Annotated in this window: 24 protein-coding genes; 12 read left to right on the top strand and 12 right to left on the bottom strand. The window is 33.5% G+C overall.

What is annotated here, in order from left to right; all coding sequences use genetic code 11:
• Positions 1–54: 54 nt before the first annotated feature.
• The gene (locus DFQ06_RS08385) at positions 55–1227 is read right to left on the bottom strand and encodes an LETM1-related biofilm-associated protein (RefSeq protein WP_133967124.1); all 1173 of its coding nucleotides are present in this window, start codon (positions 1225–1227) and stop codon (positions 55–57) included.
• A 155-nt stretch (positions 1228–1382) separates the two neighbouring features.
• On the opposite strand from DFQ06_RS08385, the gene DFQ06_RS19605 reads away from it, so the two are divergent.
• The 4 genes from DFQ06_RS19605 (at position 1383) to DFQ06_RS08365 (ending at position 6256) form a co-directional block, all read left to right on the top strand.
• On the top strand, positions 1383–2036 hold the full coding sequence (locus DFQ06_RS19605) for a DUF4331 family protein (protein ID WP_074938377.1): 654 nt from the start codon (positions 1383–1385) through the stop codon (positions 2034–2036).
• Between the two features lie 26 nt (positions 2037–2062).
• Positions 2063–2620: a DUF4331 family protein gene (locus DFQ06_RS19600; RefSeq protein WP_042500134.1), complete on the top strand. Its 558-nt coding sequence runs from the start codon at positions 2063–2065 to the stop codon at positions 2618–2620.
• A 99-nt stretch (positions 2621–2719) separates the two neighbouring features.
• On the top strand, positions 2720–4012 hold the full coding sequence (locus DFQ06_RS08370; protein WP_133967122.1) for a tetratricopeptide repeat protein: 1293 nt from the start codon (positions 2720–2722) through the stop codon (positions 4010–4012).
• Positions 4013–4021: 9 nt separating this feature from the next.
• Positions 4022–6256 carry a TonB-dependent receptor gene (locus DFQ06_RS08365; protein WP_133967120.1) on the top strand — a complete coding sequence of 745 codons (2235 nt, stop codon included), beginning with the start codon at positions 4022–4024 and terminating at the stop codon, positions 6254–6256.
• A 287-nt stretch (positions 6257–6543) separates the two neighbouring features.
• Here the strand turns inward: DFQ06_RS08365 and DFQ06_RS08360 are convergent, their stop codons facing one another.
• Genes DFQ06_RS08360 through DFQ06_RS08350 form a run of 3 tightly spaced genes read right to left on the bottom strand, consistent with a single transcriptional unit; the run spans position 6544 to position 8582 of the window.
• Positions 6544–7341: an anti-sigma factor gene (locus DFQ06_RS08360; RefSeq protein ID WP_042506541.1), complete on the bottom strand. Its 798-nt coding sequence runs from the start codon at positions 7339–7341 to the stop codon at positions 6544–6546.
• Between the two features lie 41 nt (positions 7342–7382).
• Complete coding sequence (locus DFQ06_RS08355; RefSeq protein WP_042506540.1) at positions 7383–7913, bottom strand: RNA polymerase sigma factor; 531 nt, start codon at positions 7911–7913, stop codon at positions 7383–7385.
• Positions 7914–7952: 39 nt separating this feature from the next.
• Positions 7953–8582 carry a YceI family protein gene (locus DFQ06_RS08350; protein WP_042506538.1) on the bottom strand — a complete coding sequence of 210 codons (630 nt, stop codon included), beginning with the start codon at positions 8580–8582 and terminating at the stop codon, positions 7953–7955.
• Positions 8583–8707: 125 nt separating this feature from the next.
• Here DFQ06_RS08350 and hemN point away from each other — a divergent pair, with 125 nt between their 5' ends.
• Together hemN and DFQ06_RS08340 are read left to right on the top strand one after the other, a co-directional pair.
• Positions 8708–10072, top strand: a complete 1365-nt coding sequence (hemN, locus tag DFQ06_RS08345; protein WP_133967118.1) for an oxygen-independent coproporphyrinogen III oxidase — start codon at positions 8708–8710, stop codon at positions 10070–10072.
• Between the two features lie 79 nt (positions 10073–10151).
• Positions 10152–10985, top strand: a complete 834-nt coding sequence (locus tag DFQ06_RS08340; protein ID WP_042500141.1) for a universal stress protein — start codon at positions 10152–10154, stop codon at positions 10983–10985.
• A gap of 105 nt (positions 10986–11090) precedes the next feature.
• On the opposite strand, the gene DFQ06_RS08335 is transcribed toward DFQ06_RS08340, so the two are convergent.
• The 8 genes from DFQ06_RS08335 to DFQ06_RS08300 all read right to left on the bottom strand — a co-directional run bounded on the left by DFQ06_RS08335 (position 11091) and on the right by DFQ06_RS08300 (position 19954).
• Positions 11091–11795, bottom strand: a complete 705-nt coding sequence (locus tag DFQ06_RS08335; RefSeq protein WP_042500144.1) for a sulfite exporter TauE/SafE family protein — start codon at positions 11793–11795, stop codon at positions 11091–11093.
• 1 nt (position 11796) lies between these two features.
• Complete coding sequence (locus tag DFQ06_RS08330; protein WP_074938369.1) at positions 11797–12246, bottom strand: FixH family protein; 450 nt, start codon at positions 12244–12246, stop codon at positions 11797–11799.
• A gap of 189 nt (positions 12247–12435) precedes the next feature.
• Entirely contained in the window at positions 12436–13860 is a 1425-nt protein-coding gene (gene ccoG, locus DFQ06_RS08325; RefSeq protein ID WP_042500147.1) for a cytochrome c oxidase accessory protein CcoG, read from the bottom strand.
• Between the two features lie 73 nt (positions 13861–13933).
• A complete protein-coding gene (locus DFQ06_RS08320; RefSeq protein WP_042500150.1) occupies positions 13934–14833 on the bottom strand; it encodes a cbb3-type cytochrome c oxidase N-terminal domain-containing protein in 900 nt (299 codons plus the stop codon).
• Entirely contained in the window at positions 14830–15015 is a 186-nt protein-coding gene (locus DFQ06_RS08315) for a cytochrome c oxidase subunit IV (protein ID WP_042500153.1), read from the bottom strand. The genes DFQ06_RS08320 and DFQ06_RS08315 overlap by 4 nt, the downstream gene beginning before the upstream one ends.
• 24 nt (positions 15016–15039) lie before the next feature.
• A complete protein-coding gene (ccoN, locus tag DFQ06_RS08310) occupies positions 15040–17232 on the bottom strand; it encodes a cytochrome-c oxidase, cbb3-type subunit I (protein WP_074938365.1) in 2193 nt (730 codons plus the stop codon).
• Between the two features lie 11 nt (positions 17233–17243).
• Positions 17244–17429, bottom strand: a complete 186-nt coding sequence (gene ccoS, locus DFQ06_RS08305; RefSeq protein WP_042500155.1) for a cbb3-type cytochrome oxidase assembly protein CcoS — start codon at positions 17427–17429, stop codon at positions 17244–17246.
• Between the two features lie 134 nt (positions 17430–17563).
• Complete coding sequence (locus DFQ06_RS08300) at positions 17564–19954, bottom strand: heavy metal translocating P-type ATPase (protein WP_133967116.1); 2391 nt, start codon at positions 19952–19954, stop codon at positions 17564–17566.
• Between the two features lie 211 nt (positions 19955–20165).
• Here DFQ06_RS08300 and DFQ06_RS08295 point away from each other — a divergent pair, with 211 nt between their 5' ends.
• The 6 genes from DFQ06_RS08295 (at position 20166) to DFQ06_RS08270 (ending at position 26891) form a co-directional block, all read left to right on the top strand.
• Positions 20166–21407, top strand: coding sequence for a PAS domain-containing sensor histidine kinase (locus DFQ06_RS08295; RefSeq protein WP_133967114.1), 1242 nt, complete (start codon positions 20166–20168; stop codon positions 21405–21407).
• On the top strand, positions 21407–22456 hold the full coding sequence (locus DFQ06_RS08290; RefSeq protein WP_042500160.1) for a response regulator: 1050 nt from the start codon (positions 21407–21409) through the stop codon (positions 22454–22456). The genes DFQ06_RS08295 and DFQ06_RS08290 overlap by 1 nt, the downstream gene beginning before the upstream one ends.
• Positions 22457–22543: 87 nt before the next feature.
• Complete coding sequence (locus tag DFQ06_RS08285) at positions 22544–23383, top strand: universal stress protein (RefSeq protein WP_133967112.1); 840 nt, start codon at positions 22544–22546, stop codon at positions 23381–23383.
• 50 nt (positions 23384–23433) lie between these two features.
• Positions 23434–24111, top strand: coding sequence for a Crp/Fnr family transcriptional regulator (locus DFQ06_RS08280; RefSeq protein ID WP_042500163.1), 678 nt, complete (start codon positions 23434–23436; stop codon positions 24109–24111).
• 90 nt (positions 24112–24201) lie between these two features.
• Complete coding sequence (locus DFQ06_RS08275; RefSeq protein ID WP_042500165.1) at positions 24202–25326, top strand: vWA domain-containing protein; 1125 nt, start codon at positions 24202–24204, stop codon at positions 25324–25326.
• A 98-nt stretch (positions 25327–25424) separates the two neighbouring features.
• The gene (locus DFQ06_RS08270; protein WP_133967110.1) at positions 25425–26891 is read left to right on the top strand and encodes a MoxR family ATPase; all 1467 of its coding nucleotides are present in this window, start codon (positions 25425–25427) and stop codon (positions 26889–26891) included.
• Positions 26892–26982 lie beyond the last annotated feature (91 nt).

Here is a 26982-nt window from a genome sequence, read left to right as displayed (position 1 = left end):
ACTATTTAGCCTACGTAATTCAAAAAAAATATATACAAGAAGAAGGTAAATCTATTATTTCTTTATTCTATTTTCATCGAAAGCAGAAGGTAATAATTTTGGAATAAATTTAATAACTAAGGGTAGTAAAATGGCTCCGCCTGGCAAAAGGAAAATCGCTAAGCTAGGTATAGATTTAAAAATATCTAATAATTGATCGGTTACTTTTTTCTGTTCTTCTTTAGTTAAATCTCTAACCGTAGATTGGGTAAGTAGAACCATAAGTTCCTTACTATCCTTTAGTTCTTGGTACAAGCGTTTACTATTTCTAGTAATAAGTTTGTAAACCATTTTACTAGAATTATCGTAAAAACTGTGTACAATATTTTTAGAGCTTAAAAGCGCAATGTTGCCTTTGTTGGCTGTGTAAAAGGTGTTTACACTTTGGATGGATTGTTGAATACGTTCACTATTCAATCTTAAATCTTGACCTAGTTTTACTAAAAATTGATATTCTTTCTCGTCTATAATAGCATCACTCCAAGAGGCCATGCAAGCAATGTCTAAAATATAGTAGGCTTCCTTAGAAGTTTTTACCATGGCAACGGCTGCTTTATAATCTATATGCGTGTCGTTTTGGTAGCGTAAAGATGATTCAAACAATTTAATTAAACTTTCATCATATTTGTTTTTAGAGGCTTTGGCATTCAAAACTTCTAAAGAAATAGAGGTAATGGCAGCTTCTAAATTTTTTAAATATTCAATTGAAATGGTTTCGTTTTTTAAATAACCTTGGTACGCCAATACATCTATATATAATAGCGCGTTAATAACAAAGTAGTTGAAGTTTTTTGTTAAAACATTAGCGTCTATTTGAACGCGTTTGTGAATTATTTTTTCGAGTTGCTCGCTCGATTTTTTACCACCTAATAAACCTTGGAAAAAAGAATTTTTAGATTCCTTTATAGTAGAATAAAACCCAATAACACTATCTACAAATTCGGCTTTAGAGTTCGATGTTTTGTGCGTGTATAAAAATGCTAGGCATAAATTGGTTTTACAAAGTTCTTCTTCCGTAAGGTCTTTATTTTCAAAAGTATGTTCTACAACTTCTAAATTACTTCCGTAGATAAACCCAGAATCGCGCAATGCTTCATAAAAAGATTCTTTGTCTATATTAAATAGCGCATCCTTTTTACTAACATCTGTAAGCAATTTATTTATCCAACCAGAAGCCGATGGGTTCATTCTTCTATCATTTTTAATAAGGCACAAAGATAAATTTTATATCCAATATTTAGGCGGTTTTTCGCTTTAACATAATTTTAACAAAACCACTCTTGTTGTTTCTTCGTAGGTATGCGTGAATTCAAAAATTAACAGATTAACAAAAATTCAAAATCATGAAAAACTTAAAAAGAGTATTAGGAATTGGAGTAGTAGCTGCGGCTAGTGTCTTCATTTTAGCGGCAGATCATATCGATGCACCTGCTGTGCAAGGCGGAACAAGTGATATCACAGATTTTTATGCCTTTCAAGCTGAAAACACAAATAACTTGGTGTTTGTAGCCAACGTACAAGGTTTAATTAGCCCAAGCGCAACGGCCGATGCTGCATTTGATGAAAGTGTTTTAGTTGAAATTAATATTGATACCGATGGTGACAATATTGAAGACATGGTAATTCAAGCCATTCCGAGAGACGGAAAAATGTACTTTTTTGGACCCGTTGCACCATCGCAAACAGGACTTAACAGTACCATTGCAACTACAGCAACGAATACAGGTTGGGTAGATATTACAACATATGGTGAAGCTGCCGTAACAGAAACTAATGCAATGGGTATGACGTTTTTCGCTGGCCCACGTGACGATCCATTTTTTATGGATTTTGCACAATACTCTGCAATTATTGCTGGTACTGCCGATGGTTTTAACGATCCAGGAGCCGATACATTTGCAGGTAGTAATGTTATGTCTATAGTAGTAGAAGTGCCAAAAAGTATGATTGGTGGTTCGGGAACTATTAACACTTGGGTAGAATCTAAAAAGAAATAAAAAATAACTAATTAAAATTATTAAGTATGAAAACTATAAAAAATATAAGTGTCGCATTTGCATTATCATTTTTAGCATTTAATTGCTCATCGGACGATGATAACAATATTGTAGAAAATATGGAGCCTGATTTTTCGGGAACATTTATGCAACAAGATCAAATGGGAAGACCTGCAGTAAATACTGTATTTGTTTCTGGATCTAGTAAAGATGATTTCAATGTTACTATTCCTTCAGAACAAAATGCTGCATTCCAAAGTATGTTTCAAGCAAATTTAGAAGGGTTAAGTCCTGCTTTTGCTAACGCTGGCGATAAAAATGCATTACAACAAGATGCTGCAACCTTTACAGGTTTACTGGCAACCGATGTTTTAAATGTATCCTTAGACGGAACAACAACTTTTTATGATGGTACTAATGTTTTAACAGGTCGTAATTTAACCGATGATGTTATTACTGTAGAGTTATTATTAATTTTTGGTGGTGAAGATTTTACTGAAAACCCTCAATTTTCTAATGATAATGTAAGTGCTAATGATAAAGACTTTTTGCCTTCATTTCCTTACCTAGCTTCTCCTTGGTAGAAGCTTATTTAGAGGTTGTTTATTTATTTTTTTAAACAGCCTCTTTGTTTTTTCAACCTAAAAACGAATCACAAAAAAATCACACTAAAATCTAAAATCATGAAAATCACTCATCAACTGGCGTTTGTATTATTAGCAGCTTGTTTTGTAAGTTGTAATAATGCCGATAATAAAATTACCAACTCTAAAGATTATAATGTTTTTTTAGAAAACACAACTTATAAAGCATTAGCATTGGCTCAGGCCGATTTAAATTTTTGGAAACAAAAACTAGAAAAACAACCGAATCAATTTCCTTATTTATCAAAGGTATCTGCCTCACAATCTCAAATATTTGGAGTTACGGGTAATATTGAATCTCTTTTAGAGGCCGAAGAAAGTTTAATAAAAGCGAACGAGGCTGTAAACTATACTAGCACAGGCTATTTACGTGCTTTAGCAAGAAATTATATTTCGCAACACCGTTTTAAAGAAGCTTTAGGCTTACTTAAAAAAGCAGAAAATAATGGGGAACATTTAGAAAGTACTCAAAAAATGCTTTTCGATGTTAACCTAGAATTAGGAGATTTTGAAGCTGCGAAAAGTTATTTAGAAACTTTTAAAAATTTTGAAGATTTCGATTATATCATTCGTTTATCAAAATGGTCGGATGTTCGTGGCGATTTAGATGCTGCCATCAAATATATGGAACGTGCTAAAACCAAGGCGGAATATACCAATATGCCATCTACAAAAAAATGGGTGTATACTAATTTAGCCGATTATTACGGGCACGCCGGAAAAATAGAAGCTGCTTATAAGCACTATTTAATGGCTTTAGAAATTGATCCGCAAGATGCTTATTCTAAAAAAGGAATTGCATGGATTGTGTATTCTCACGAGAAAAACCCAAAGGAAGCGTTGCGCATTTTAGATTATGCTACTAGAACTCATTTATCTCCAGATTACTATTTATTGAAGGCCGATATTGCTGAATATCTAGAAGATGCTGAGCTGCAAAAAGAGCAGTTAGAATTATACAAAAAAGCAGTAAGCAATACGCAATATGGCGATATGTATAATAAGTATAACGCGCTTTTATTTGCTGAAGATATTAATATGAAAAACAAAGCTTTAGAAATAGCGTTAACCGAAATTGAAAATCGCCCAACACCACAATCTTACGATTTGTTAGCTTGGTCTTATTTTAATTTAGGAGACACTAAAAAAGCTTTAACAGTTATGGAAGATTTTGTTATAGGGAAAACGTCGGAGCCTTATGTATTATACCATTTAGCGTGCATTTATAAGGTTAACGGAAAGTTAAAAAAAGCCGAGGAATTAAAAAAAGAATTGAATAGTAGTATTTTTGAACTTGGTCCTTTAATGGCCAATGAAATTCGTAATATTTAAATGTTTTATATGAATTATAGAAAATATTTTTCTACATTTTTAGTCTTGTTTTTAGTGAATTTAGGGTTTTCACAACGTTTAAAAGGTGTGATTATAGATGAAAATAATCAGCCTTTAGAAGCTGCTTATGTTTATAACTTAAATTCCGAAACGCATGCGCACTCTTCGGCAAACGGTATGTTTGTTTTAGATGAAAATAAAATAGGAGATTCACTTAAAGTTGGACTTCTAGGTTATAAAAATCAGGTTTTGGTTTTAGAAGAGAAGGTTTTAAATTCTGGAATAACGATTACTTTACAAGAGAAAACATTTCAGTTAGAAGAGCTACACCTAAATGAGCAATTAAATGCGTTAAGCACAATTTCTCGATTAGATTTAAGTATCGATCCCGTAAACTCTTCGCAAGAAGTATTACGAAAAGTACCTGGTTTAATTATTGGTCAACACGCTGGTGGCGGAAAAGCAGAACAACTTTTTTTAAGAGGTTTTGATATCGATCACGGAACCGATGTTGCCATTTCGGTAGATGGTATGCCAGTAAATATGGTGTCTCATGCACATGGGCAAGGTTACAGTGATTTACACTTTTTAATAGCCGAAACGGTTAACAAAATAGATTTTGGTAAAGGAAGTTATTATGCCAATAAAGGTGATTTTAACACGGCAGGTTATGTAGATTTTTCTACTAAAGATTATATAAAAGATAGTCAGGTTTCATTGTCTATTGGTCAGTTTAACTCTTTAAGAACTCTTGGGATGTTTGATTTGTTGGGCGATTCTAAAAATGAGAATGCTTATATGGCCATTGAGTATTTAGAAAATGATGGCCCGTTTGAGTCTCCTCAAAATTTTAATAGACTCAACCTATTTGGAAAGTACACCGTTATTTCTCCACAAAACAATAAATTAAGTTTAACGCTATCTCATTTTAAAAGTCGTTGGGATGCTTCTGGGCAAATACCACAGCGTGAAGTTGATAATGGAAATATTTCTAGATTTGGAGCTATCGATGATACTGAAGGTGGTAACACGCAACGTACCAATTTAAATATAGAATATAGTAAGTATATAAATGATGATACAAGGTTAAAAACCAATATGCTTTACACACATTCGGCATTCGAACTGTATTCTAATTTTACATTCTTTTTAGAAGATCCTGTAAATGGCGATCAAATAAAACAAACTGAAAATCGCGATATTTTTGGATTTAATAGTCGTTTAATTCATGATACTTATTTAGGGGAAACACCTGTAGTTTTAAGTGCAGGTGTAAGTTTAAGAAATGATGTTGCAAACGATACCGAGTTGTCTAAAACGTTAAATAGAAGTACAACATTAGAGCAAGTGCAGTTGGGTGATATAAACCAAACTAACGCGAGTATGTTTGTAAACGCAGAATTCGAGTTTGGAAAACTTGTTGTTGCTCCGGCTTTACGCTTAGAGCATTTTAAATTTATGTATAATGATAAGCTACAAACAAACTACACGGCTTTAGATGAAACCAAAACAGCGTTGTTGCCAAAGTTAAATTTCTTTTATAACGCAAAAGATAACTTACAGCTATACTTAAAATCGGGTATTGGTTTTCACTCTAATGATACACGCGTTGTTGTAACCAATGCTAGTGAAAATGTTTTGCCAAAAGCCTATGGCGTTGATTTTGGTAATATTTGGAAACCAACACCAAAATTAGTGGTTAATTCTGCTTTATGGTATTTGTTTTTAGAACAAGAGTTTGTGTATGTTGGCGATGCTGGTATTGTTGAGCCTAGCGGAAGAACAAGGCGCTATGGTGCAGATTTAGGTGTAAGATATCAATTAAACAATTGGTTGTTTTTAAATACCGATGCTACACTTACAAAAGCGCGTAGTATAGATGAAGCTTCTGGTGAAGATTATATTCCGTTGGCTCCAGATTTTACTTTAACAGGCGGACTTGCGGTTAACGATTTAAAAGGGTTTTCTGGAGGATTAAATTTTAGATATATTGATGATAGACCAGCAAACGAAGATAATAGTATTATTGCCGAAGGTTATTTTGTGAGCGATTTTAATGTGAATTATACCATCAATAATTTAACTTTTGGTTTCGCGATAGAGAATCTTTTTGATACCGAATGGAACGAAACACAATTTGCTACAACCTCACGCTTACAGAATGAAACCGCACCTGTAGAAGAAATTCATTTTACACCAGGCACACCGTTTTCTAGTAAGTTTACTGTGAGTTATAGGTTTTAATTAAAGTACATTTTAAGAAGTGTAGTGATTTGAAAATATAAAGATTAAGCCAAGAATTTTGTGATTGATTTTGTTGGTTTTTTAGGTGAAAGCACTTGATTATAGAAATATAGTCAAGTGTTTTTTATGCTTAATAATTAGGTTTTGGGAAATTATTTAACGGTAGACAGGAGTGAGGTGAATAATAAATAAGCTAAACCGCAATAGACGTAAAGAATAGAGCATTTCTGTGCCTTTTCCTAGTCATAGAAAACACAAATAAGAAGATGAAATGTTTTTAAAATGAATTAACTAGCCGCAACACCAAGTGTGTATAAAAACTCCATAGTTGGGGTTTCGCTTCCGCCAGCAGGCTCTAAGGTTATACCAAAAGCTTCACTTTGATTGGCATTTGCAATCTCGAATATTTTGTTGGTATCCGTAGCAAAATCGTCAATAGTACCTAAGCTTGTAGGTGTTAAAGGGCTAAGTTTTAAAGACCAAACTTGATATACTTTACCTTCTGGAGGTTCTGGTAATCCTTGCGCGTCTAGAAAAATACGTTGTTCTTTTTTATCCCAATATACCTTGGCGTAAGTGCTTGCAAAATTTCCTTGACCAGCAAGAGGTATTTTAGTAATGGCATCGTCTCGTAAAACGGAAACTAGAGTTTGTGCTTCTTCTAAACTGTTTTTAGAATTTGCAATTTGAGTTTCTAATAAGGCCTGTTTTACGTTGGCAACTTCTAGATTAGATTGTAAAGTAGTGTTCTGGTTTACGGTCCATAATAGGCCAGCGGCCAAAACAACAGATGCTGCCCAACCGGTATAAGTAATCCAGTTGTATTTAGTAATCGATATAACTTTAGTATCGCTATTACCTTTAAAATTTAAAGTTTTTTTGATACTCGTTAATATATAGTTTTTGTTTTTTGGAGCTGTAGCTGCGGTAAGTTTAATAACGGCGGCTTCAATATTTAAAACTTCTTGTAAAATTTCGGGATGTTTTTGCATAAGTGCATAGATCTCCTCGTTTTCTTTATCAGAAAGCGAACCAGCTACGTATAGCTCTAAAATCCCAGACTCTATGTATGCGTTAATATCCATTTTAATTTTAACTAATGTTTAAAATATAGACTTAAAAGGTTTTAATTTAAAACCATATTTCTAAGCTCTTTTATACAATTTCTATTTCTTGTTTTAATTGTGCCAATAGGCATGTTTAATGTTTCGGAAGCTTCGGTTTGTGTGTAACCTTTAAAATAAAGAAGTTCTATAACTTCAATACATTTTTTTGCAAGTTTACCTACATAATTTTTTATACCTATGGCATCCGTGGTATTATCTAGATTATCACTAGTTTCAAGTATATCTACGAAAAAAGAGGCGTCAAGGTTTTGTTTGGTGTTCTTGAAACTTTTGGAGCGCGTTTTATCTATAGCCGCGTTTCTGGCGATATTTAAAATCCAGGTGAAGAAACGGCCTTTTTTACTAGAGTACGTATCCGATTTATGCCAAGCTTTTACAAAAACATCTTGCATTATTTCTTCAGCAATATCGTGGTTTCTAACAATATTAAAAATAACGCCATGCATACTTTCGCTATACATGGCGTACAAACTTTCAAAAGCCTTTTCGTCTTTTTGTTTAAATTTTTCGACTAGAATGTCTAAATCCATAAATGGTTTTAAAAGTTGAGTGCTATTTTTGGGTAACGTTTAGTTTTCTCGTAAAAAAGTATTCACTTCAATAGCGACATCGTCCCAAGTTTTACTAACACCATCTGAGCCTTTATGTAAATCGAAACATACTTTGTTTAACGATTCTAAGGCTCCTAATGCGTCCCATTCTTTTAAATCCATAACACCTGTCATTACTACACGGCGTTCTTCTGTAATTTTAACCTCTAGAGGTAAATCGCTAGTAACACCATTCATGGTAATCGCTGCAGAATAAGCACCATTGGCATATTTAATTGTACCGGTTAACAGCTCAGTGTCTAGCATAGCTCCAAAAAATGAAGTTTTAATTTTAGCATCACGTGTGTTTGTTGCATCGTTAGTAAATACACTGCTTACTGGGATAGAAAAGCTTAAGTTGTTTAACGCTTCTTCTGGAGTTGCTCCAGTTTTTTCATCAAATCTTAAAACTTTAAATTCTCCACCAACAGGTTTTTTCTCTGTGGTTTTGTAAGCGGTCCATTTTACTGAAGTCGCTTCTGGCTTTACTACGTATTGTACAGCCGTTTCAGTTGTTACTGTTTCAGTTGTTGTGTTGTCTTTTTTTTCGTTTTTACAAGAGGCTAAACTTACAGCCATTGCTAAGAAAAGAATACTTATTTTTTTCATTTTGTTATGCTTTTTTTATTTAGTCGAAAGTTAAGCCAATAATAAATGACATGCAAGATTTGGTATGATATATATCATATTTTTAGAACCCTAATTCTTCTAATTTTGAACTATAATTATTAGGTATGAACACATCATTAGTAGATAAATATAATATTTCTGGTCCTCGATACACGAGTTATCCAACTGTTCCGTATTGGAATAATGAAACATTTTCGTTAAATAAATGGAAAGAATCATTAGTACAATCTTTTAAAGAAAGTAACTCTAAAGAAGGAATTAGTCTATATATACATCTACCTTTTTGCGAAAGTTTATGCACATTTTGTGGTTGTAATAAGCGTATTACAAAACAACACAGTGTAGAGTCACCATATATAAATGCGGTTTTAAAAGAGTGGGATTTGTATTTAGAATTGTTTGATGAAAAACCGATAATTAAGGAATTACATTTAGGCGGCGGAACACCAACTTTTTTTAGTCCGGAGCATTTAAAAATATTAATAAATGGTATTTTAAATAGATCGGTTTTAGCCGATAATTATGAGTTTAGTTTTGAAGGTCACCCAAATAATACAACACGCGAGCATTTACAAGCACTTTTTGATGTTGGATTTAGACGCGTAAGTTATGGAGTGCAGGATTATAATGAAACGGTACAAAAAGCCATTCATCGTATTCAGCCCTTTGAAAATGTTAAACGTGCTACCGAGATGGCTAGAGAAGTGGGGTACACCTCTGTTGGTCACGATATTATTTTTGGTTTACCTTTTCAAACCATAGACCATGTAAAATCTACCATATTAAAAACAAAAGCATTATTGCCAGATCGATTGGCTTTTTATAGCTACGCACATGTGCCATGGATAAAAGGAAATGGGCAACGCGGTTTTAATGATAACGATTTACCAGCGCCAGAACTAAAAAGAAAACAGTACGAGTTAGGTAAACAATTATTAGCAGAAGTAGGATATCACGAAATTGGGATGGATCATTTTGCATTAAAAACCGATAGCCTTTTTAAGTCTATGGGAAATGGCGATTTACACCGTAATTTTATGGGCTACACAGCCTCTAAAACACAAGCCATGATAGGTTTAGGTGTGTCATCTATTAGTGATAGTTGGTACGGGTTTGCTCAAAACGTAAAAGGCCTAGAAAGCTATTATAATTTGTTGGAAGATAATATAATACCTGTTTATAGAGGTCATATTTTAAATGAAGAAGATTTGGTAATTAGGCAACACATTCTTAATTTAATGTGTCGTTTTAAAACCAGTTGGACCAATGATACTCTTCGTTTTCCGGAATTGCCCGATGCTTTAATTAGGCTAAAAGAAATGGAGCAAGATGGCTTATTGAAAATAGAAACAGATAGTATTGCCGTTACCGATAAAGGACAACCATTTGTACGCAATATTTGTATGGCTTTCGATTTACTATTGCAACGTAAACAGCCCGATACACAACTGTTTTCTATGACGGTTTAAAAAACCGCTACCAAATTAATTTAATATTTAGTAAGCTGTAATGGCTCTGAGATTTATAACAACTTAAAACCCAAGTAACATGAAAAAAATTATTGTACCCGTCGATTTTTCAGAACATTCAGAATATGCTTTAAAAACAGCAGCAAAATTAGCAAAAAAACATGATGCTGAGGTGCTTGCATTGCATATGCTAGAAATGTCTACTGAAGCCCTTTCTGTCTCAGATGAACTTCTAGGACAAAAAGCAGTATTTTTTATGAAATTAGCTGAAAAGAAGTTTAACGATTTCTTAGATAAAGACTATTTAGAAGGTGTTAAAATCACTCCAATTATTAAGCATTTAAAAGTGTTTAGCGAGGTTAACGATGTTGCTAAGCAACACGATGCAGATATTATAATTATGGGCTCTCATGGCGCCAATGGCTTCGAAGAGATGTTTATAGGTTCTAATACAGAACGCGTTGTACGTAGTTCAGAAATACCTGTGCTTGTTGTTAAAAGCAATGTAGCCAATATTAATTTTGATGTGGTTGCATTGGCTTGCGATTTCTCGGAAGAGTCTATAGAATCATACCACCATACCATGGAAATGTTCCAGGATATTGCCTCTAAAATTTATTTAGTGCATGTTAATTTACCAAACGAAAAGTTTAGTAGCACAGCACAATTAGAGAAAATGGCCGTTAACTTTTTTACAAAAGCAGATAAGCATTTAAGAAGTTTAGAGAACGTTCGTTATGTAAGTGACTATACCGTAGATGATGGTATTGTAAATTTCTCTAATAAACACAATGTAGATTTAATTGTAATGCCAACCCATGGCAGAAAAGGTTTAGCGCGCTTTTTTAAAGGCAGCGTAGGTGAGGAAGTTGTAAACCATTCACCTATACCAGTATTAACATTGAAAATTTAATAGTAATTTTTTGTATTGTAATGGGGGTAATTTCGTCATTCTGGTTAAACTCAGGGTGGCGAAATTATATTTTATAGCTATACCTAAAAGAGAAAATAAAATAGCTTAAAGCTGGCAATCCATACTAGCCGAAACTGCATCCAAAACCGGAGCAGGAGAGAGGTAAGGGATCCCTAAGCCTAAACCACGAATAATAAATAGCACACCAATAATAACTACAAAAACAGGAATTGCTTTCTGTATTTTTTGGCGAGCGGCACCTTTTAAAAACTGCGAAAAATAAATAGCCGTTGTCATCAATGGTATGGTGCCCAAACCAAAAACAGCCATGTATAGTGCGCCATTTAGCGCATTGCCGCTAGCAATAGCTGCAAAAACAGCCATGTAAACTAAGCCACAAGGTAAAAAGCCATTTAAAAAACCAATGGTTAAAAAAGTATCCATTGTTTTTTTCTTCATAGCAGATCCTAAAGTCGATTTAACTTTAGAAATTACCTTGTAAACCGGTTTAGAAAAGTTGTATTTGTTAAATGTTTTCTGCGGAATTAAAACCACTAGAATCATTAAAATTCCAATAAAAATAGAGAGTTGTTGCTGGAAACCAAATAAGTATAAGCTTTTGCCAATTAAGCCAAAAACGAGGCCAATAACGCTGTAAGCTAGTAGTTTTCCGAGGTGATAAACACCAATTTGTAATGCTTTTTTTAACGCATTATTTCGATCTACAGGCAGCATAAATGCAATGGGACCACACATGCCCACACAATGAAAACTACCTAAAAGGCCTAGTATAAATGCTGAGAAAAGCATGTTAATAAATTATAGATTCCTTAAATAAATAAGAATTTCCCTTATATTGCCAGTCAATTTTAATGTTCCAACGACCATCTACCAAACGTTTGTCAGGTATGAGCAAAGTAGAATCAGACAGTGAAACAATAGAAGTCTCAAAGTCTAGTTGTTTGTTAGATGGTCTATATAGGAACACTTTTCCTGTAATTTCTTTATAATCAAAACCCTTTGGGAATACCACTTTTAAGCCATCATTAGTGCGCAAGTAATTTACGTTTACCGTTAATTCTTTCGATTTTTCAAGCTTATTAATATCCTTTTGATACAATAATTCTGCACCATAATAATCTTCAGTAACCAATTCATTTTTAAACCTATTGTCCGCAAACATGGTTACAACAAAGTACATTATAAAAGCTATAAAGCCTATAAATGCAAGTACTACGCCAGTTCCCCAATTAAATTTCATCTCAATTATATTTTTTTATATTTCCGCGAAAGCGAAAAATGTAACGTTATTAATTTTATATTTAGGGCATTACCCTACGGGTCGGGCTATCACTACTCGCTCCCTTCCTTTGGTCGGGGAGCTCAAACATGCCGTTCTATCCCTAATGCAACTACGTGCTAAATTCCTTTTTAGTTTATAGCAATAGGTTTACTTAAAACTACGCGGCCCTAAAAAGTTGGCTGTAGTGGTTTCTATTAACTTATCACCAGAGTAAACTCCAATTTTAATTTTATTTCTATCGCCACTTAAAGCCGAATTATTTATTTCAACAAACAAAGTACCTTTCGATATTTCTTGCTTTGGCACTACAAAATGATCGTTTGTTGCAACCAATTTTAATTCCCCTTTATGCGACAGTAATTTAAAGCTTACGCTCTCAATATCTTTAGATGTTTTGTTTACCAGCTTATAGGTAAACACATTACTAATAATGTTGTTTTCCTTGTGTTCGTAAAGTTGACCTGGTAATCTTAAAATTGTCGCTTCTACATCGTTTCGTAAAAAAAGCATACCAACAAGCAAGCCGGTTAAAATGGCTAATACTGCTATGTAACCTTTAATTCTTGGTGTTAATTTAAAAGGTGTTTTCTTCTCTATATTTTCTTCGCTGGTATATCTAATTAAACCTTTTGGAAGATTAATGCTTTCCATAATATGATCGCACTCATCAATACAAGCTGTACAGTTCACGCACTCTAATTGTGTACCGTTTCTAATGTCTATACCTGTTGGGCAAACATTAACACATTGCATACAATCTATACAGTCACCATGGCCTAAAGCTTCGCGATCTTCAGTTTTTCTGAATTTTTTTCTACCATTTTCTGCCTCACCACGTTTATGGTCGTAAGCCACAACAATAGACTTGGTGTCTAAAAGTACACCTTGCAATCTACCGTAAGGGCAAGCAATAATACAAACCTGTTCTCTAAACCAAGCAAAAACAAAATAGAATACAGCTGTAAATATGGTAAGAGATATAAGGGTGCTTAAATGCTCTGTCGGACCATCAATGATGTAAGATATTAACTTGTCGCTTCCTATTAAATAAGCCAAAAATACATTGGCGATTATAAAAGAAATTAACACAAAAATTACTGTTTTTAATGTTTTCTTTCTAATTTTTTCGGCATTCCAAGGTTGTTTAGCTAAACGCATTTGTTTACCACGATCGCCTTCAATCCAATATTCAATACGTCTAAAAACCATTTCCATAAAAATGGTTTGCGGACAAATCCATCCGCAGAAAATACGTCCGAATGCTACCGTAAATAAGGCAACAAACACAACACCAATAATCATCGATATTACAAATAGATGAAAATCTTGTGGCCAAAACGGGAAACCAAAAATATTAAAACGCCTCTCTAAAATATTAAACATTAAAAATTGGTTGCCATTAATTTTAATAAATGGCGCCAATAATAAAAATGCTAATAGGGCATAGCTTACATATTTACGGTATTTGTAAAACTTGCCACTAGGTTTTTTAGGAAATACCCATGCACGTTTACCGTCTTTGGTAACCGTTCCAATGGAATCTCTAAATGTTTCGTTATCTGGCGTTTCCACAATGTTTGGTGTTAAATAGACCTGCTAGTTAGTTTTACTACCAGGTCTTGGATATATTAAGTTAGTTTTTTGCTTAATTTACTTCTGTAGCAGCATCACCTTCGGGAGTCCAAATATCGCCTTGTGGCTCTTTTGGGTTTGCAGGTGTTGTACCTTGAAGACTTAAAACGTAACTAGAAACCTGTGCAATTTGCGCTGGTTTAAGTTGTGCTTTCCAGGCAATCATACCTTTTCCAGAACGTCCACCTTCAGAAACTGTTTTAAATACGTGTTTAATATCGCCACCTAAAATCCAGTTTTTATCGGTTAAGTTTGGTCCAATTCCACCACCACCGTCAGCCATATGGCAAGCCACACAGTTGCTTTCGAAAATGGTTTTTCCTGCCTTTAGATCCGATGCTTCAGTTAATAGAGTTACCGTATTAAAATCGACTAAATCTTTTGCTGTTTTTTTGTATTCTTCAATAGCTATTCTTGCTTCTGCTAATTCAGTTTCTAATTCATCAATTTGATTATCTCCATTAAAAACTTCGTATTTCAACATGTAACCAATAGCAAAAATGATTGAAATATAAAAGGCGTATACCCACCATGGTGGTAAATTATTATCTAGTTCTTTTATACCATCGTAATTATGATCTAAAACAATTTCAGCTTCTTGTTCAATTGGTTTCTGACCTAATAATTTAATGTAGGTTTCTTTAACCCAAGTGAATTTATAGCCCAATTCTTTTTCAGCTAAAAAACGAGCTTTAGCTTCTTCATCTAATTTATGAAGCATAACATTTTCCAATGCTCCAATAACACCTTCAATAGCAATTAAAATTAGCAGCACTAAAATTAAAAATAATTGAACGGCAGTGTACTCCATAAAAGCAGGCTTTTCGCCAGAATCTACAAAGTATTCTGTTGCTGCGAAAATTATTAAAAAGGCTACGGGAATTCGTATCCAAGATGGAATTAGTTTTCTCATAATGTATCGTCGTTTTGAGTTTCTAAAGGCAGGTTGCTAACGTTTTGTATATAGTCTTTTTTCGCAGTAATTACCCACCAAAAAAGTAGTACAAAAAAAGTAAAGAATATCACTAACGAAATTATTGGATAAATCTCGATACCGTCAATACTCTCCATGTGGTATTTTACAAATTTCAACATGATTTTATATTGTTTTGGTGGTTATTATTTTTGTTCTGGTTTAACATGGATATCGGTGCCTAATCGCTGTAAATAAGCAATAAGTGCAACAATTTCTCTATTTTTCATTTCTATAAAAGGCTCTCCGTTTTCGGCTGCATATTTTTTATCAGCTTCATAGGTTTTGGCGAAATCAGGATCTTGATATAGGTTTTGTTCAATTTGCCCACCTTGCTCTAACATAGCTTGTTGTGCATTATCAATTTCTTCTTGCGTGTATGGTACGCCTAGAGTTACCATAGCTTCCATTTTTGTTTCGGTTAACGATTTATCTAGTTCACTACCTTCTCCAGTAATTAACCAAGGATATCTTGGCATAATAGAACCAGATGAGGTACTTTGCGGATCGTACATGTGGTTAAAGTGCCAGTTATCTGAATATTTAGCACCAATTCTATGTAAATCTGGTCCAGTACGTTTAGAACCCCAAAGGAATGGATGATCGTAAACAAATTCTCCCGCTTTAGAGTATTCTCCATAACGTTCAACCTCGTGTCTAAACGGACGAATCATTTGTGTATGGCAGCCCACACAACCTTCACGTATATAAATATCTCGACCTTCTAACTCCAGTGGTGTATATGGTTTTACTGTAGAAATAGTTGGTATATTAGATTTTACCATGATGGTTGGTACAATTTGAATAATACCTCCAATTAATATGGCAATAGTTGCTAAAATGGTTAGTTGTATTGGTTTACGTTCTAACCAAGTGTGCCATCCTTCGTTTGCAGTTCTACTTTTAGAAACACGTTCTAAAGCAGGTGCTTCGGCCAATTCATCTTGAACTTTGCTACCTTGTCTAATCGTCATGATTACGTTGTAAACTAAGATAAACATACCGATAATATATAAACTACCTCCAATAGCACGCATTAAGTACATTGGCATAATTTCGGTAACAGTTTCTAAGAAGTTACCATAAACTAAAGTTCCATCTGGATTAAATTGTTGCCACATAGAATACTGAGTAAAACCAGCAACATATAGTGGTAAAGCGTACATAATAATACCTAAAGTCCCTACCCAAAAGTGTAAGTTGGTTAAACCTGTAGAGTACATTTTTGTTTTAAATAATTTTGGTATTAAATAGTAGATAATACCAAAGGCCATAAACCCGTTCCAAGCTAATGCACCAACGTGTACGTGAGCAATAATCCAATCTGTAAAGTGTGCTACGGCATTTACACTTTTAAGTGAAAGCATTGGGCCTTCAAACGTAGCCATACCATAACCGGTAATGGCAACAACCATGAATTTTAAAACAGGATCGGTACGTACTTTATCCCAAGCACCACGAAGTGTTAATAATCCATTAATCATACCACCCCAAGACGGCATTAATAACATTACTGAGAATGCAACACCTAAATTTTGTGCCCATTCTGGTAAAGCCGTGTATAGTAAGTGGTGAGGTCCAGCCCAGATATAAATAAATATAAGAGACCAAAAGTGTACAATAGATAATCTATATGAGTATACAGGTCTGTTGGCTGCTTTAGGAACAAAATAATACATAAGTCCTAAAAACGGTGTTGTTAAAAAGAAAGCAACCGCATTATGGCCGTACCACCATTGTACTAGGGCATCTTGAACACCCGCGTAAACCGAGTAACTTTTCATTGCGCTTACAGGAAGCTCTAAGCTATTAAAGATATGTAGTACAGCAACAGTTACAAACGTGGCTAAGTAAAACCAAATAGCTACATATAAGTGACGTTGTCTACGTTTTAAAATAGTCCAAATCATGTTAATACCAAAAACAACCCAAATAACTGCAATAGCAATATCTATAGGCCATTCTAATTCGGCATACTCTTTAGAAGATGTATAACCTAATGGTAATGAAATAGCTGCTGCAACAATAATAAGTTGCCAACCCCAAAAGTTAATGTTACTTAACAGGTCGCTTGCCATTCTCGCTTTTAATAAACGCTGTAGCGAGTAATAAATACCAGCAAACATGGCGTTACCAACAAAAGCAAAAATTACAGCATTGGTGTGTAATGGTCTTAAGCGTCCAAAACTTAACCATGCAATTCCATCGGTTAAGTTGGGGAACAAAAACATAAAAGCAAGTAGTAAACCTACCGACATACCCACAACACCAAAAACGATGGTGGCGTAAATAAATTTTGTAACGATTTTATTATCGTACTTAAACTGTTGCATTTCCATAAATTAAAATGTTAATCGTTTTTAGTTAAAATTGTTTTTTCGGTTTTTTCTTTAACCAGTTCGTCTTCAAAAAGCATACGAACAGACGGCGTATAGCTATCATCAAACTGCCCATTACGAACAGCTATAATAAACGCCACAAAGAAGCCAATAGCAACAATAATGCTAATAGTTAATAAAATATATATAACACTCATACCTAATTGAAGTTATGCATCAAAAGTACTTTGATAGCGATAGTTAAAACATGACATTTGTCATGTTTAGTAAAATTTGACTCTATTTTGATTCAATAAAAATAAACACTCTTTTAATTATTTTTCTATTCTTTTTAATAGGCCTTTTTCTTTTGCAATTTTCGACCTAAAAAATTTGTACTAACGGTTGTAAATACTACAATGCTAATAGAGCTTAAAGGCATTAATATAGCAGCTATAACGGGGGCTAGTTGACCTGTAACGGCAAAATATAACCCAATACTGTTATAGAAAAAAGACAGTAGAAAACTCCATTTTATAATTTTGATAGCCGATTTTGAAGCTTTAATAAAATCATGCAATTGATTAAATTTTGAAGCATCGAGAATAGCATCACATGCTGGAGAAAAAATGTTTACATTTTCTGAAATGGCGATACCAACATTACTTTGTGCTAAGGCGCCAGCATCATTTAATCCATCACCTATCATTAAAACCTTAGCTCCAGATTTTTGATGATGTTTAATGTACTCTAGTTTATCTTCTGGTTTCTGGTTAAAAAACAGTTTCGTTTTTGCAGGCAATAGTTTAGTTAGGTTTTCTTGCTCGCCAGCATTATCTCCTGAAAGGATTACTAAATCGTAATGTTTTTTTAATTTATTAAATAGTTTAGAAAGTCCTTTTCTGTATTTGTTGTAGAAAGTAAATCGTCCTTTATACTTGCTATTGGTGCTAACGTAAACAGCAGTGTTTAAAGTAGCTGTTTCTGCGGTGGCACCTACAAAAGGCGCAGAACCTATTTTAATAGTGTCTTGGTTATGTTTGGCTTCTATACCTTTGCCTATATGTTCTTCGTAAGTATCTAGAGTAACAATATTGTGTTGATCTAAAAGGGAGTATAGCGATCTGCTTAATGGGTGATTGGAGTTTCTTAAAGTGCTTCTAAGTAAAGATTCTTCATTGTCAGAAAGATTAGAGCCTTCGTACATTACAGAAGTTTCTTTATTCGCAGTAATGGTTCCGGTTTTATCAAAAATAATAGTGTTAATAGCTGCTAATTGCTCTATAACGGAAGCGTTTTTTGCATAGAACTTCAGTTTCCCGAAAATACGAAGTAAATTTCCGAAGGTAAAAGGAGCAGCTAATGCGATTGCGCATGGACAAGCGATTATTAAAACGGCTGTAAAAACATTTAATGCTTTAGATGAATCTACAAAAAGCCAATATCCCGTAGCTATAAATGCGATGCTTAAAACAGCAATTGTGAATTTTTTACTAATAGCATTGGTTAATGTGGTAAAACCATCCTCTTTGTTTTTATTAAAGACATCGTTACTCCAAAGCTGGGTTAAATAACTTTGCTCTACGGTTTTTAATACATCTACTTCAATGCTGCCATTTAGTTGTTTTCCTCCTGCAAATAATTTATCGCCCGATTTTTTAGAAACAGCTTCAGATTCGCCTGTTACAAAACTATAATCAATACGTGCTTTTCCGTTAATTAATATACAATCTACTGGAATTAACTCTTCATTCCTAATCAATAATCTATCACCTTTTACAATATCGTAAACCTGCACAGATTCTTCTTTACCATCATTATACAATTTAGTGATTCCGATAGGGAAATACGATTTGTAATCTCTTTCAAAAGATAAAAAGTTGTATGTTTTCTGCTGAAAAAATTTACCGAGTAGTAAGAAAAATATAAGGCCAGTTAGACTATCGAAAAAACCTGTGCCTAAATTCAGAATTATTTCTGCAGTACTTCTTACAAATAAAACTACAACACCTAAAGAAATAGGAACATCGATATTTAAAATTTTAGATCGTAAACCTTTATATGCTGAAATAAAATAATCTTGGGCCGAGTAAAAAACAACAGGAAGTGAGAATGAAAACATAAGCCATCTAAACACGGGAGCGTAAGTTTCAATCCAAAAACCAGTAACCTGAAAATATTCGGGAAAGGATAAAAACATCACGTTTCCGAAGGCAAAACCAGCAACACCTAGTTTATAAATAAGCGATCGGTCTACATTTTTTTTACCAACGCTATAATCGTCTAAACTAATAAAAGGCTCGTAACCAATGCTGCCTAAAAGTTTAACCAATTGCTTTATGGTAATGTTATTACAATTGTAAGTTACACGTACTGTTTTTTTACCAAAATTTACAATTGATGCGCTTATGGCAGGATTTAATTTGTTTAAGTTTTCTAAAATCCAAATGCAAGAACTGCAGTGAATATGTGGTATGTATAAGGTTGCTATTTGTGTTGTATTGTCGTTAAAATCTAATATGCTTTCAACAATTTTAGCGTTGTCTAGAAAGTTGTATTTGCCTTCAATATCGCTAGGTTTGGCTCCAGCAGATGCTTGTAAATCGTAATAGCAAGTTAAATCGTTTACAGAGAAAATCTCGTATACGGTTTTACAGCCGTTACAACAAAACGGTTTATCATCAAATGTAATTTCAGCCGCAGACGCGTCTAAACCACAGTGAAAACATGGGGTTTTACTCATTTCTAATTGCTCATTTATACCTATTGCAAAATTCAGAAATCAACCGTATTTTAAATATGATATTAATCATGTTTTTGCTATTTTTACAAAGTACAAAATTTTACTACAAGGAAATTCTGACAGTATGAAATTAAGATAATTAGCTTAATTCTGTGTTTATCACTATTTCTGTTTTCGTGTTTCATGTAAGGTTTCAAAATCAATTTCAATAATGTTTCAGAATAGTGATCGAATTTTTAATGTGCTTTTTGAAGCTGTTTCAGAAGGTGTTATTGTTGTCGATAAAAATCAAAAAATTGTTGCAACCAACAAGTCTTCCGAGAGTATGTTTGGTTATACCAAAGAAGAACTTTTAAACGCAGACTTAAATATTTTAATTCCTAAAACTTATCATGCCAATCATGGTGCTCATTTTGATGGTTTTATGAAGAATAAAGAAAGCCGTAAAATGGGGCACGGTAGAGATTTGTATGGCGCTCATAAAGATGGTTCTACATTCCCCGTTGAAGCTGGATTAAATCCGTTAGAAATTGGAGGAGAGTCCTTTATAATGACATTAATTATAGATATTTCTATAAGAAAACAGCAGGAGCTTGAGTTACTCGAACTTAATAACGAGTTAGAGCGAAAAGTTAACGAGCGTACTACAGAGTTAAGTAATACGGTTGAAGAATTAAAGATTGTAAATGTTGAGCGTGACGAAGAAATAAAAAAACGTATTGATGCTCAAAATAAAATAAGCAACGCGCTTAAAAAAGAAAAAGAGCTTAATGAGTTAAAAACTAAATTTTTATCATTAGTTTCTCATGAGTTTAAAACGCCTTTAAGTGGTATTTTAACATCATCTATGTTGTTAAGTAAGTATAAGTTAACAGAGCAACAGGAAAGACGCGATAAGCATATAAAGACTATTTCCGATAAGGTACATTATCTTAATAATATTTTGAATGATTTTCTATCTATTGAAAAGTTAGAAACTGGAAAAATGAATTATAAATTAACTACTTTTAAATTGAGTAAAGTGGTTAACGAGGTGGTTTACAATGCAAATATGCTTTTAAAAGATGGGCAAAAAATAAATTATCCTGAGAATATTGATGATTACTCCATGCATCAGGATGAGAAAATTTTAGAATTAGCATTATCTAATTTAGTGCATAATGCTATTAAGTATTCTTCGGAAAATACCATTGTCGATATCATGATTAAGCAAGATGATACCCATACTACATTCGATATAAAAGATAACGGTATTGGGATTCCAGAAAAAGATCAAAAAAGTATATTTAATCGCTATTTTAGAGCTGAAAATGCCTTACTTGAGCAAGGAACGGGTATTGGATTAAATATCGTGAAAAGCCATTTGGAAAACTTAGGCGGTACTATAAGTTTTAAAAGTGAAGAAAATAAAGGAAGTATATTTACAATTATAATAAAAAATAAAGCAGAATAATGAATAAAGTATTATTGATAGAAGATGATGTTGTTTTAAGAGAAAACACAGCAGAATTATTAGAACTGTCTAACTATAATATGATGACTGCTCGAAACGGGAAATTAGGAGTAGAATTGGCTATTGCAAATTTACCGGATATAATTGTATGCGATATCATGATGCCAGAACTCGATGGTTATGGTGTTTTAGAAGCGCTATCTAAAAATGAAACGACTAAGCATATTCCTTTTATATTTTTATCTGCAAAAACAGAGCGTAGAGATGTGCGAAAAGGGATGGATTTGGGTGCCGACGATTATATCACTAAACCCTTTGAAGAAGATGAACTTATTAGTGCCATAGAAAGTAGATTAGCTAAAGCAGCTATTTTAAAAGATATAAGCGATAAAAAAGAAGACGCAAAGGTTGACGAGTCTGAGATTAGAACGCTTAATGATTTAAAAAACTTTTTTGATGATAATGGTGAAATAACAAAGTACGGAAAAGGCGATGTTATTTATGAAGAAGGACAACACTCTAATTATATTTATTTAATAGCTAAAGGTTTAGTGAAGTCTCATAAATTTGATGAAAAAGGGAAAGATTTAACCACTGCGCTCTATAAAGAAGACGATTTGTTTGGTTACACATCTTTTGTGCAAAACACAACTTACGAGGAGTCTACAACCGCCATAAAAGAAACCACCTTAATAGGTGTTACAAAAAGCGCTTTAAAAGAGGTGCTTAATAACAACCACCAAGTCACCTTAGAATTAATACAATTACTAACAGAAAATCTAACCGATGTAAAAGATCATTTACTGCAAATGGCATACAGTTCGGTTAAAAAAAGAACAGCAAATACCATTTTACAATTTGCTGAAAAATTAAATAGAAATCCACAAGATACTATTAGAATTTCGCGTAACGATTTAGCCAGTGTTGCTGGTATTGCTACCGAAAGTTTAATTAGAACCCTATCTAGTTTTAAAGACAGCGGTATTATTGAAATTGAAGGTAGAAATATCAAAATTTTAGATTTAGATAAACTGCAACAAGTACGTTAAAATATTCTAAATATGGCGTGTTCATGATATTGGTCATATTTCCTTAAACATCCTGCCTTTATTTTTGTTCTCTAGAAGAAGATAGGCATGAAGAATATTTTAATACCCACAGATTTTTCTGAAAACGCATGGAATGCCATAGAGTATGCGTTGCGTTTTTTTAGTAAGTCGTCGTGTAATTTTTACATATTGCACGTAAACACTTCCGAGGTTTCCAGATTTCAGGAACAGGTATCAACAAATGATGATACCATAGTTTCTAGTGTCGTAAAAAGTCCGTCAAAAAAACTGCTACAACAAACTATAAAACGTATTGTAAAAAGTCCTTATTTAAGTGATAAACATCGTTTTTATCCGGTAATGGATAACAACTATATTCTTAATTCTATTAGAAAACAGGTTACAGAAAAAAAGATTGATTTTATTGTCATGGGTACACGTGGCGCGTCTGGTTTAAATAATTTAGCTGTTGGGAGTAATACCGGGAATGTAATAACAAAAGTAAAATGTACTACATTAGTTGTGCCCGAAAACGCAAAGTACGTTAGTCCAAAAGAAATAGCTTTTCCTACAGATTTTTCTTTTTTCTATAATGTAGAAACCTTGCAGCCTATGGCCGATATTATTGAGGCAAACCATGCAGCGGTTAGAGCGCTTCATATCAATAAAAAAAGCACAGATCTTAATGAAGATCAACAAAAAAACAAAGAATTTCTAGACGATTATTTTAATAACCACGAGCATACGTTTCATTTTTTAACAGACCATCATATCGAAGATGCTGTTCAGAATTTTGTTGAACATAAGCACATTAATTTAATTGCCATGATGGCCAAGAATTTAAATTATTTTCAAAAAATTCTGTTTCATCCTACAACACCCAAAAAGCGCTATTATACAGATGTTCCTTTTTTAGTTTTACATTAAATGGAGTTTTCAATCAAAATTATTTTTAAAGTAAAAACAGCAAGATAGGTATGGGGAAGTGTGAACAATGTATAATAAAGCAGTTTAATGCAATGAAGTCTTTAACTAAAGATGAGTTAATTCGTATTTCAGGCTGTAAAACTTCTAGAATTATTAAAAAAGGAGAAGTTATTTTCGAAGAAGGAGAGAATATAAACGGAGTCTATTGCATAAAAGATGGTATTTGTAAGTTGTCTAAACTAAGTGAAAATGGAAAAGACCAAATAGTGAAAATGGTTGTAAAAGGCCAGTTGTTAGGGCAACGCTCACTAATAACTGAGGAAGTTTCTAATCTACAAGCTGTAGCATTAAATGATATGGAGGTGTGTTTTATTCCTCGTGGAGAGATTATGGCAGACCTTCAGAACAATCTAAAATTCTCTTTTGATGTGCTTAAGGTTATGGCTAGAGATTTGCGAGAGTCCGATGATATTATTGTCAACATGGCTCAAAAAACAGTGCGTAAAAGGCTGGCAGATGTTTTAATTTATCTGCATAGTAATTTTGGTGAAAACACAGATGGCACATTAAGTATTTTGTTATCGCGCGAAGATTACGCTAATATTGTAGGCACTGCTACAGAATCTGCTATTCGTATTATTTCTCAACTAAAAAAAGAAAACCTTATCTCTACTAAAGGCAAGTATATTAAAATCGAAGATTTGGCGGGTTTAAAACGTGTAGAATAACACAGTATAACCGAACTCATTCTACCCATAGATAATTCCGATTATCACTTGCTGCTTTTTTGATTTTAAATTGAGTATTTTTATAGAGTTATGAATAGAAATACATCAAGAAAAGGTTTTGTTTTTAAAACTTACGAAGCGCCTTATCAATCGCCTTTCGATAAGTTATTCGATATTTTTAAAGAACTTATTACACATACTTCTGGCGATTTCGACGAGGCTATAGATTGGTTGCGCGAACTCGATAAAGAATACACTTTAACTACTGCAGAATATACTATAGACGATTTTATTGAAGACCTTAAAAAGAAGGGCTACATAAAAGAAGAAATAGATCCAGATGGTAATGGCGGTATCGCGATTACAGCAAAAACCGAACGTGCTATAAGGCAGCAAGCCTTAGACCAGATTTTTGGAAATATAAAGCGCAGCGGGCAAGGGAATCATAAAAGTAAAGGGCAGGGCACAGGCGACGAGCATACTGGCGATTTTAGAAACTATCAATTTGGAGATGCTTTAGATAAAGTATCGATGACGGAAAGTTTAAAAAATGCGCAAATTAATCATGGAATTTCTAATTTTACCTTATCGGAAGATGATTTAGTTGTTGAAGAAACCTTGCATAAAGCGCAAATGAGTACCGTGTTAATGATTGATATTAGCCACAGTATGATTTTGTATGGTGAAGATAGAATAACACCAGCTAAAAAAGTAGCCATGGCTTTAGCCGAATTAATTACCACGCGATATCCAAAAGATACACTCGATATTTTGGTGTTTGGTAACGATGCTTGGCAAATAGAAATTAAAGATTTGCCGTATTTAAAAGTTGGACCATACCACACAAATACCGTTGCTGGTTTACAATTGGCTATGGATTTACTCCGAAGAAAACGAAACACCAACAAGCAAATTTTTATGATAACCGACGGCAAACCAAGTTGCTTGCGTCTTCCGGATGGTCAATATTATAAAAATAGTAATGGCTTAGATACCCATATTGTAAATAAATGTTATGCCATGGCGCAACAAGCGAGGCGTTTACATATTCCTATTACCACCTTTATGATTGCACAAGATAACTACTTAATGCAGTTTGTTCGTGAGTTTACAAAGGCCAACCAAGGGAAAGCATTTTACACCGGTTTAAAAGGTTTGGGTGAAATGATTTTTGAAGATTACGAAACCAATAGAAAGAAACGAATTAAAGGATAGAAAAGATAAAAGAATAAAGAGATTAGAAAAAGAGAGTTGTTGACGACTACGTATTGTCTTTTTTCTCTATTCTAGAATCTCTTTTCTAAATATAAGATATGAAAATAGAAAACATAAAAACATTAGGCGAACTTAAAAAGTCAGGTTACAGCAGTAAATCAATAAAAGATGAATTGCGAGATAATTTAATCGTAAAAATTAAAAATAAAGAAACCACTTTCGAAGGGGTTCATGGTTATGAAAATACTGTGATTCCTGAATTAGAGCGTGCAATTCTATCAAGGCATAATATCAATTTATTAGGTTTACGCGGACAAGCAAAAACACGTTTAGCACGTTTGATGCTGAATCTTTTAGATGAATACATTCCGTTTGTATCAGGTTCGGAAATTAATGACGATCCGTTACAGCCTATTTCAAGATTTGCCGTAGAGTTAATAAAAGAAAAGGGAGACGATACACCAATTTCTTGGTTACATAGAAGTGACAGATTTGCAGAAAAATTAGCAACGCCAGATGTTACGGTTGCCGATATTATTGGAGACGTCGACCCTATAAAAGCGGCAAATTTAAAGTTAAGTTATGCCGACGATCGTGTGATTCATTATGGTATGATTCCGAGAGCAAATCGATGTATTTTTGTAATTAACGAACTTCCCGATTTACAAGCAAGAATACAAGTAGCCCTGTTTAATATTTTACAAGAAGGCGATATTCAAATTAGAGGTTTTAAGCTGAGGTTGCCTTTAGATATTCAATTTTTATTTACGGCAAACCCAGAAGATTATACCAATAGAGGGAGTATTGTAACGCCTTTAAAAGATAGAATTGGTTCGCAAATATTAACGCATTATCCCGAAGATATTGAAACAGCTAGACGTATTACCGAACAAGAATCTAATTTAGTTGAAGGGCAAAAAAGCGCTGTGAAAGTTCCTGATTTTGCTAAAGACCTTTTGGAGCAAATTGTTTTTGAAGCTAGAGAAAGTGAATATATAGATGCTAAAAGTGGTGTAAGTGCTAGGTTAAGTATTACAGCATTCGAAAATTTATTAAGCACAGCCGAAAGACGTGCCCTAATTTGTGGAGACGATAGTACTACGGTTCGTTTAAGTGATTTTTCAGGTATAATTCCGGCAATAACTGGTAAGGTCGAGTTGGTTTATGAAGGTGAGCAAGAAGGTGCTGCTGTGGTGGCTTACAATCTTATAGGTGAAGCTGTAAAGAGTCTTTTTGAAGAATTTTTTCCGAAGATAAGTAAACTTCAAAAGCAAGATGAGGAAAGTCCGTATGATGATATAGTATCATGGTTTTTCAATGAAAAGGATGGTTTTGAATTGTTAGACGATTTAAAAAACAAAGAATACACTAATTTATTAGATGCTATTTCTCCTTTAGATGATTTACTTGGTGAATATCAACCTAATTTAAAACCTGAAGATGCTTATTTCATGAAAGAGTTTGTGCTTTGGGCATTAGTAGAGTTTAAATTATTAAGTAAACAACGTTTTTCCGAAGGCACTCAATTTAGAGATCCTTATGGAAGTTTTATAAGTGGGATTTAATCACTTGATAAATAAGTTTTTAATTAAAAAAGCGATAAGAAATAAATTTTCTTATCGCTTTTTTGGGTTCACCAATTATCATATACTCAAA

It is taken from the genome of Algibacter lectus, from assembly GCF_004368925.1.
In the GTDB taxonomy this organism is placed as follows: Bacteria; Bacteroidota; Bacteroidia; order Flavobacteriales; family Flavobacteriaceae; genus Algibacter; species Algibacter lectus.
Note: the sequence above shows the minus strand (reverse complement) of the source record. Positions and strands in the feature narration are given on the sequence as shown.

What these genes read in the sequence shown, in the direction of transcription:
- DFQ06_RS08330 (WP_074938369.1), bottom strand. Translation starts at nt 12,246, where the DNA reads ATGAAATTTAATTGGGGAACTGGCGTAGTACTTGCATTTATAGGCTTT.
- DFQ06_RS08340 (WP_042500141.1), top strand. Translation starts at nt 10,152, where the DNA reads ATGAAAAAAATTATTGTACCCGTCGATTTTTCAGAACATTCAGAATAT.
- ccoS (WP_042500155.1), bottom strand. Translation starts at nt 17,429, where the DNA reads ATGAGTGTTATATATATTTTATTAACTATTAGCATTATTGTTGCTATT.
- DFQ06_RS08350 (WP_042506538.1), bottom strand. Translation starts at nt 8,582, where the DNA reads ATGAAAAAAATAAGTATTCTTTTCTTAGCAATGGCTGTAAGTTTAGCC.
- DFQ06_RS08270 (WP_133967110.1), top strand. Translation starts at nt 25,425, where the DNA reads ATGAAAATAGAAAACATAAAAACATTAGGCGAACTTAAAAAGTCAGGT.
- DFQ06_RS08360 (WP_042506541.1), bottom strand. Translation starts at nt 7,341, where the DNA reads ATGGATATTAACGCATACATAGAGTCTGGGATTTTAGAGCTATACGTA.
- DFQ06_RS08295 (WP_133967114.1), top strand. Translation starts at nt 20,166, where the DNA reads ATGTTTCAGAATAGTGATCGAATTTTTAATGTGCTTTTTGAAGCTGTT.
- hemN (WP_133967118.1), top strand. Translation starts at nt 8,708, where the DNA reads ATGAACACATCATTAGTAGATAAATATAATATTTCTGGTCCTCGATAC.
- DFQ06_RS08385 (WP_133967124.1), bottom strand. Translation starts at nt 1,227, where the DNA reads ATGAACCCATCGGCTTCTGGTTGGATAAATAAATTGCTTACAGATGTT.
- ccoN (WP_074938365.1), bottom strand. Translation starts at nt 17,232, where the DNA reads ATGGAAATGCAACAGTTTAAGTACGATAATAAAATCGTTACAAAATTT.
- DFQ06_RS08320 (WP_042500150.1), bottom strand. Translation starts at nt 14,833, where the DNA reads ATGAGAAAACTAATTCCATCTTGGATACGAATTCCCGTAGCCTTTTTA.
- DFQ06_RS19600 (WP_042500134.1), top strand. Translation starts at nt 2,063, where the DNA reads ATGAAAACTATAAAAAATATAAGTGTCGCATTTGCATTATCATTTTTA.
- DFQ06_RS08355 (WP_042506540.1), bottom strand. Translation starts at nt 7,913, where the DNA reads ATGGATTTAGACATTCTAGTCGAAAAATTTAAACAAAAAGACGAAAAG.
- DFQ06_RS08290 (WP_042500160.1), top strand. Translation starts at nt 21,407, where the DNA reads ATGAATAAAGTATTATTGATAGAAGATGATGTTGTTTTAAGAGAAAAC.
- DFQ06_RS08315 (WP_042500153.1), bottom strand. Translation starts at nt 15,015, where the DNA reads ATGTTGAAATTTGTAAAATACCACATGGAGAGTATTGACGGTATCGAG.
- DFQ06_RS08335 (WP_042500144.1), bottom strand. Translation starts at nt 11,795, where the DNA reads ATGCTTTTCTCAGCATTTATACTAGGCCTTTTAGGTAGTTTTCATTGT.
- DFQ06_RS19605 (WP_074938377.1), top strand. Translation starts at nt 1,383, where the DNA reads ATGAAAAACTTAAAAAGAGTATTAGGAATTGGAGTAGTAGCTGCGGCT.
- DFQ06_RS08285 (WP_133967112.1), top strand. Translation starts at nt 22,544, where the DNA reads ATGAAGAATATTTTAATACCCACAGATTTTTCTGAAAACGCATGGAAT.
- DFQ06_RS08280 (WP_042500163.1), top strand. Translation starts at nt 23,434, where the DNA reads ATGGGGAAGTGTGAACAATGTATAATAAAGCAGTTTAATGCAATGAAG.
- DFQ06_RS08300 (WP_133967116.1), bottom strand. Translation starts at nt 19,954, where the DNA reads ATGAGTAAAACCCCATGTTTTCACTGTGGTTTAGACGCGTCTGCGGCT.
- DFQ06_RS08370 (WP_133967122.1), top strand. Translation starts at nt 2,720, where the DNA reads ATGAAAATCACTCATCAACTGGCGTTTGTATTATTAGCAGCTTGTTTT.
- DFQ06_RS08365 (WP_133967120.1), top strand. Translation starts at nt 4,022, where the DNA reads ATGAATTATAGAAAATATTTTTCTACATTTTTAGTCTTGTTTTTAGTG.
- DFQ06_RS08275 (WP_042500165.1), top strand. Translation starts at nt 24,202, where the DNA reads ATGAATAGAAATACATCAAGAAAAGGTTTTGTTTTTAAAACTTACGAA.